6 protein-coding genes and 1 pseudogene are annotated in these 6,357 nt (G+C 74.8%); 3 read left to right on the forward strand and 4 right to left on the reverse strand.

Annotated elements, in window-relative coordinates:
* The coding region (locus AX737_RS31145) for a LysR substrate-binding domain-containing protein (protein WP_245293532.1) at positions 1–344 on the forward strand (344 nt) is incomplete at its 5' end.
* 69 nt (positions 345–413) lie between these two features.
* Here AX737_RS31145 and AX737_RS31150 read toward each other — a convergent pair.
* Positions 414–1,235 carry a YfdX family protein gene (locus AX737_RS31150; RefSeq protein ID WP_066928040.1) on the reverse strand — a complete coding sequence of 274 codons (822 nt, stop codon included), beginning with the start codon at positions 1,233–1,235 and terminating at the stop codon, positions 414–416.
* Positions 1,236–1,624: 389 nt separating this feature from the next.
* Here AX737_RS31150 and AX737_RS36605 point away from each other — a divergent pair, with 389 nt between their 5' ends.
* Together AX737_RS36605 and AX737_RS31160 are read left to right on the forward strand one after the other, a co-directional pair.
* Positions 1,625–2,602, forward strand: coding sequence for an SMP-30/gluconolactonase/LRE family protein (locus AX737_RS36605; RefSeq protein WP_066928042.1), 978 nt, complete (start codon positions 1,625–1,627; stop codon positions 2,600–2,602).
* Positions 2,603–2,612: 10 nt separating this feature from the next.
* On the forward strand, positions 2,613–3,785 hold the full coding sequence (locus tag AX737_RS31160; RefSeq protein ID WP_066928044.1) for an L-dopachrome tautomerase-related protein: 1,173 nt from the start codon (positions 2,613–2,615) through the stop codon (positions 3,783–3,785).
* A 23-nt stretch (positions 3,786–3,808) separates the two neighbouring features.
* On the opposite strand, the gene gltX is transcribed toward AX737_RS31160, so the two are convergent.
* The 3 genes and pseudogenes from gltX to AX737_RS35075 form a co-directional block, all read right to left on the reverse strand.
* Positions 3,809–5,176, reverse strand: coding sequence for a glutamate--tRNA ligase (gene gltX, locus AX737_RS31165; protein ID WP_066928045.1), 1,368 nt, complete (start codon positions 5,174–5,176; stop codon positions 3,809–3,811).
* 587 nt (positions 5,177–5,763) lie between these two features.
* On the reverse strand, positions 5,764–5,937 hold the full coding sequence (locus AX737_RS35070) for a NepR family anti-sigma factor (protein ID WP_197430781.1): 174 nt from the start codon (positions 5,935–5,937) through the stop codon (positions 5,764–5,766).
* A 204-nt stretch (positions 5,938–6,141) separates the two neighbouring features.
* Positions 6,142–6,357: pseudogene (locus tag AX737_RS35075) on the reverse strand (hypothetical protein); the annotation flags it as partial.

The following is a 6,357-nucleotide window of genomic DNA, read 5'->3' on the forward strand; positions in this document are numbered from 1 at the left end:
CCCGCCACGGCCTGCGCAACGTGGTGCAGCGAGCGGCCGAGGCGGCCGGGATCGCGCTCGATCTCGGGCTCGAGATCGACAGCTACACGGCGCTGAAGGAGCTCGTGCGCCAGGGCTACGGCCGCACCATCCTGACGCGCGCGCCGATGCACGCCGACATCGCGGCCGGGCGCCTCACCGCGGCGCCGCTGGTCGATCCCGCCCCGATCCGGCGCCTCGTGCTCTCCTTCCAGCCCGACCGGCCGGTCTCGCGCGCCGCCGAGTTCGCGGGCGCGGCGATCGCCGCCATCCTGGCCGAGCAGCTGCGCCGGGGCGTCTGGGTCGGCGAGATGCTGGCCGGGTGAGGCGCCCTCCGGGCGGGCCAGCCGCGGCGGCGCAGCGCGTGGGGGGCGCCGCCGACAGCCGGGCCGCCCCTACTTCGCGGTCGTGGTGTCGGTGCTCTTGGTGTCGGTGCTCTTGGTGTCCGTGGTCTTGGCGTCCGTGGTCTTGGCGTCCGCCCCGGCCTTGTCGGCCGCGTGCGCGGCCGCCTTCCGGGGAACGCCGACCGCGTCGATCACGTCGAAGCGCGTCCGGTCCTCGGCGGTCTTCAGGAGCGCGTTCGCCTCGTAGTACTTGCCCTGGCCGAGCAGCGTGGCGGCTTGGTTCACGTCCGCCACGGTCTTGTCGAGCGGCAGGACCGCCATGACGAAATCCACGTCCACGTCGGCGAGCCGGAGCTTCTCCAGGGCGCCCTTCCGGTCACCCTTCGCGAGGTGCTTGTTCGCCTCCGCGACGGCGCCGGCCTTCTCGGGCGTCGCCACGAAATCCTCGCCGAGCGTCAGCTGCACATCGACGGGCACCCAGGCGACCTGTTCCCCCGCGGGCTTGCCGGCCTTCGCGGAGGTGTCGGCCGCGGTCTTGGCCGCCGACACGTCGGCAGGCGTCTTCAGGTCGGCCTCCGCCCTGTTGAACACGGCGTCGTCGGTCCTGGCCTTCGCGAGCGCGGCCTGCGCCTTGCCCACGAAGTCCTGGGCCTTGGCCGGGTCGGCGTCGAAGATGGCGACGCGGGCGAGGTGCATGTCGCGGAACGCCTGGGCGCCGTCCTTCGAGAGCTTGCCGACATCGCGCTCGACCGCCTTCCGGGCCGAGGTCTCCTGTGCGGCCGTCGGCTTCGCGGACTGCTCGGCGGCGAGCGCGGCGCCCCCCAGGAACGTGGTGGCGACGAGGGCGGCGGCGAGAGACGTCCGATAGGGCATGGCGTGTTCTCCGGAGCGGTTCATGAGAGGAAAGGTTTCGCGGAGCGATATCGCATCGCTTCCGTGCGGACATAATAGTATTCGAGCAATTCCGATCCATGTCTGAAACATTACAAAATCTACATCTGCGACAGAAAACCGGTATATCCTCGCAATATACCAATCGATAGTTGCATTCGGCTGTTTCGTGGATTGCCGTGCGCGAGCGGCGCCGGGACGCCGCCGAGGATTGGCGTGCCCCGCCGGACGGCCCTGCGCGCCGCGCCCGTGACAGGGCCCCGGACGGCGGTCGCGCGCGTGACCGCCCGCCTGGATCGCCCGCCTGGATCGCCTCGGGGTCCCGCGCGTTGGGCAGGCGTTCACGGCTCCGCACCACGATCGGGACGATCATGCTCCACCCGCACAGGCGCACGGTCCTGGGAGGCCTCATCCTCGGCGGCGCGGCGCTCGCCGGGGCGGGGCGCGCGGCGGCCGGGCCGGCGGCGCCCGTGGTCCGGGTGGACGACCCGCGCCTGGCGGCCATCGTCGATCCGGAGGCCGGCCTCGCCACCCTCTACGCCGAGGGCCGCTGGTGCGAGGGGCCGTGCTGGGCCCCCGCCCTCGGCGGCCTCGTCTTCAGCGACGTGAAGGCCGACCGCATCCTGGTCCTCGGGCCCGGGCCCGCGCCGGGCCGGCCCGCGACGGTCCGGGCGCCCGCCCACAACGCCAACGGCAACACGCTCGACGGCCAGGGCCGCCTCGTCACCTGCGAGCATCGCGGCCGTCGCGTGGTGCGGCGCGAGGCGGATGGCGGCCTCACGGTGCTGGCCGACGCCTACGACGGCCGCAAGCTCAATTCCCCGAACGACGCCGTGCTGGGGCCGGACGGCGCGATCTGGTTCACCGACCCGGTCTACGGCATCACCGAGCCGGAGGAGGGCATCCAGGCCGAGCCCGAGCAGGCGGCGCGGCGCGTCTACCGGATACCCGAGCCCGGCCGGGTCGAGGCGATGACGGACGTGCTCGACCAGCCGAACGGCCTCGCCTTCGCGCCGGACGGGCGCACCCTCTACGTCAGCGAGTCGGGCGCGTCCCTGAACCCGGAGGGCGGCCGGGCGATCCTGGCCTTCCCGGTCGAGGACGGCCGGCTCGGGCGCCACCGCGTCCTCGCCGAGCTGGAGGCCGGGGTGCCGGACGGGCTGAAGGTCGATGCGCGCGGGCACGTCTTCGCCGCCTGCATCGACGGGGTGCGGATCTACCACCCGGACGGGACGCCGCTCGGCCGCATCGCGACGCCGGTCACCGCCGCCAACATGGCGTTCGGCGCGAAAGGCCGCCTCTACATCGCCGCCTCCCACGCGATCCACGCCATCGACCTCAAGGCCTGAGGAGAACCGCTTGCCCATCGCCCGCCGCCACCTGATCGGCTCCGGCCTCCTCGCGCTCGCGGGTGGGCCCGCGCTCGCCCGATCGGAGGAGCGATCCGCCAGCCCGAGCCGCTCCGTCGGCGGGCTCGAACTCGCCCACCTCGCCGACGCGCCCTCGACGCCGACCGGGCTCGCGATCTCGCGGGGCGGCCGTGTCTTCGTGATGATGCCGCGCTTCACCGCGCAGGTCCCGTTCACGGTGGGCGAGGTGATGCCGGACGGCTCCGTCCGCCCCTATCCCGACGCCGGGACGAACCGGCCCGACGCGAAGCGCCCGCAGGCGAGCCTGTTCCACGTGCCCAACGGCGTGTTCGACCGCGACGACACGCTCTGGCTGCTCGACGCGGCCCTGCCCGAGGGCAAGGGCGCGCCGGTGCCGGGCGGCGCCAAGCTCGTCCAGGTCGATCTCGCCACGGACCGCGTCGTGCGCGTGGTGCCGCTGGAGGCCGGGGTCGTCCCGACCTCCTCGCTCAACGACCTGCGGGTCGGCCGGCGCGACGGGCGGCCCGTGGCCTACGTCACCGACCAGGGCCAGGACGGGCGGGGCGCGATCCTGGCGGTCGATCTCGCGAGCGGGCTGGTGCTCAGGCGTCTGGCCGAGCACGCCAGCACCCGGACGCAGAAGGGCGTGGTGAAGTTCGTCGAGCAGCGCCCCGTGATGCAGACGCAAGGGGACGGGCCGCCGCAGAGCCCGAAGGGCGGGGCCAACGGCATCGCGCTGAGCCCCGACGGCGCGCGGCTGTACTACGCGCCCCTGATGGCCCGGCACCTCTACGCGGTCGAGACGGCGGCGCTCCTCGACCCGGGGACGAGCGACGCGGGGGTGGCCGCGACGGTCGCGGATCTCGGCGAGAAGGGCCTGACCGGCGGCCTCACCACCGATTCGAAGGACCGGGTCTACCTCAGCCTGCAGGAGCAGAACGCGGTCGGCCGGCGCGACCCGGACGGGCGCATCACGGTGATCGCGGCCGACGAGCGCCTGGTCTGGGCCGACACGTTCTGGATCACGCCGGAGCGCTGGCTCTACATCTCGGCCGCGCAGGTGAACCGGCGGCCGGAATTCAACGACGGGCAGGACCTCTCGAAGCCGCCCTACGCGATCCTGCGGATGCGCATCGACGCCGATCCGGTCGACGGGGTCTGATCGCGGGCCCGCGCGGCGCCCCGTCAGGCCGGCTCCCCGGCGAGCCGCCGCGCCGCCCGCTCGCGGCCGATCAGCGGCAGCAGCCCGGCGAGGTCCGGGCCGTGGTCGAGTCCGGTGAGCGCGAGGCGCAGCGGCATGAACAGGGCCTTGCCCGTTCGGCCCGTGCGCGCGCGGACCGCGCCCGTCCAGGCCTTCCAGGTCTCCGGTCCCCAGGGCTCGGGCGGCAGGGTCGCGGCGGCGGCGGCCGTCACCTCCGCGTCCGCCTCGGCGCGGACCGGCTCCACCGGCCCCGCCACCACCCGCCACCACGCGGCGGCCTCCGCGACGCGGCCGAGATTGGCCCGCACGGCGAGCCAGAACGGCTCGGCCACCGCCTCCGGCACGCCGAGGGCGGCCAGCCTGTCGGCGGCCTGCGGGTAGGGCATCGCGTGGATGAGCCGGGCGTTGAGCCCGTCGAGTTCCTGCGGGTCGAAGCGCGCGGGCGCGCGCGAGATGTGGGCGAGATCGACGAGCCCGGCGAGTTCGTCGAGCGAGGCGACCGGCCGCACCGCCTCCGCCGAGCCGGTGAGCACGGCGAGCGCGCGGACGGAGGCCGGCTCGTAGCCCGCCTCGCGCAGCGAGCGCAGCGAGAGGTGGCCGAGGCGCTTCGACAGCCCCTCCCCGTCCGCCGTGGTCAGGAGGTTGTGGTGGCCGAAGGCGGGGACGGGCGCGTCCAGCGCCTCGAAGATCTGCACCTGCACGCCCGTGTTGGTGACGTGGTCCTCGCCGCGGATCACGTGGGTGATCCCCATCTCGGCGTCGTCCACGACGGAGGGCAGCGTGTAGAGGTAGCTGCCGTCGGCGCGGATCAGCACCGGGTCCGAGAGCGAGGCGCAATCGACGTGGGCGGCCCCGCGCACGAGGTCGTCCCAGCCGACCGTGCGGTGGTCGAGCCGGAAGCGCCAGTGCGGGCGCCGCCCCTCCGCCTCGTAGGCGGCGCGCTGCTCGGGCGTGAGGCTCAGGGCCGCGCGGTCGTAGACCGGCGGCAGGCCGCGCCCGAGCTGGCGCTTGCGGCGGCGCTCCAGCTCCTCGGCCGTCTCGTAGCAGGGGTAGAGCCGTCCCGCCGCCCGCAACCGCTCGGCCGCCGCGTCGTAGAGCGCCACCCGGTCGGACTGGCGCGCGAACAGGTCCGGCACGATGCCGAGCCAGGCGAGATCCTCGCCGATGGCGTGCGCGAACGCGGCGGTCGAGCGCCCGCGGTCGGTGTCGTCGAGGCGCAGCAGGAAGCGCCCGCCCCGGGCGCGGGCGAAGAGCGCGTTGAGGAGCGCCGGCCGGGCGTTGCCGATGTGCAGGAAGCCGGTCGGCGAGGGCGCGAAGCGGACGAGCGGTGCGGGCGAGGTCGGCGCGGTCATGCGCGACCCTCTACGCATCATCCTGGCGCCTGTCACATCGCCCCGCCCGGAACGCCGCCCGAAACGACGCCCGTCGCCGGGGAAACCCGCACCAGCGGCCCACCCGGCGGACCAGCAGCGCGCGCCGACGGGGCTGCGCGCCGCCACGGCCGGCACCGATTCGTCGGGCGGCCGGCAACGCGGCGCCCCCGGGCGCGGCGTGCCGATGGTGGACGGCGGGGACGGAGGCGGCGGCCGACAGTCCGACCGGCGCCTGCGGGCCCGCGACCGTGCTCCGCCGGCATCACCGCCGGGCGTTCTGACGGAGGAGCCGCCGGACGGAGCGGAAATCAACCCCCTGTTGCGGGCCTCGCGGCTAGAAGGCCGGCGCCGGGCGATTCCCGCCCGGCTCCCCGGCGCGGGCGCGCGCCGGCGGAGATCGCCGAGACCGCGCGCAAGATCCCCAACGCCCCATGACCGTCATCGCACTCGTGCTCGTCGGCAACCTCGTGCTCGCCGGCCTCTTCTCCCTCGTCGCCGTCGTGCTGGATTGAGGAGCCCTTGATCGAGGCGCCCTCCGGGGGCGCCCTCCCCGGGCCCGGTCCCGGTCAGCGATCCGGCTTCTCGATCTGGGCCAGCAGGTCCGTGAGGCGCTGGCCCATCGGTGCCGACAGGCTGTCGGCGTAGAGGCCCCGCAGGCTCTGGCCGATCTGGCGGCGGGCCGCCGGCTTGAGCTGGGCGGGCGGTGGCGTCTCCGGCAGACGGCTCGGCTCCTTCGGCATGACCCGCGATCCTCTCGCCCCCGGCATGGACCGAGTGTCGCGGGGCTTGGTTAAGGCTCCGTCACCGCAACCCGGACCGCTCTCCGAAACCCGAGGAACGAGAAAGGCCCGCCGGGATCCGGCGGGCCTTTTGCCTGGCTGAGTCTCGGCGATTCCCGGCGGAGACCGGGGCCGGTCTTGCCGGGGCCGGACGGCGGCGCGGCCCTACGGATAGCCGTAGCGGCTCTTGGCGGCTGCGAGCAGGTGCAGCGCCTCGCCGTCGCGACCGGCCGCACAGGCGGCGGCGGCACGGTCGAGGTCGGCGCCGAAGCGCGCGCCCACCGGCTTGTTGAGGTCGCCGCTCGCGACGTCGGCGCTCACCACGGCCTGCGTGCGGGCGATGGCCGGGCCGCAACCGGCGCCCTGGGGCAGCGCGGCGGG

Origin of the sequence: Methylobacterium sp. CCH5-D2 (assembly GCF_001556475.1) — a bacterium.
Classification (GTDB): Bacteria; Pseudomonadota; Alphaproteobacteria; order Rhizobiales; family Beijerinckiaceae; genus Methylobacterium; species Methylobacterium hispanicum.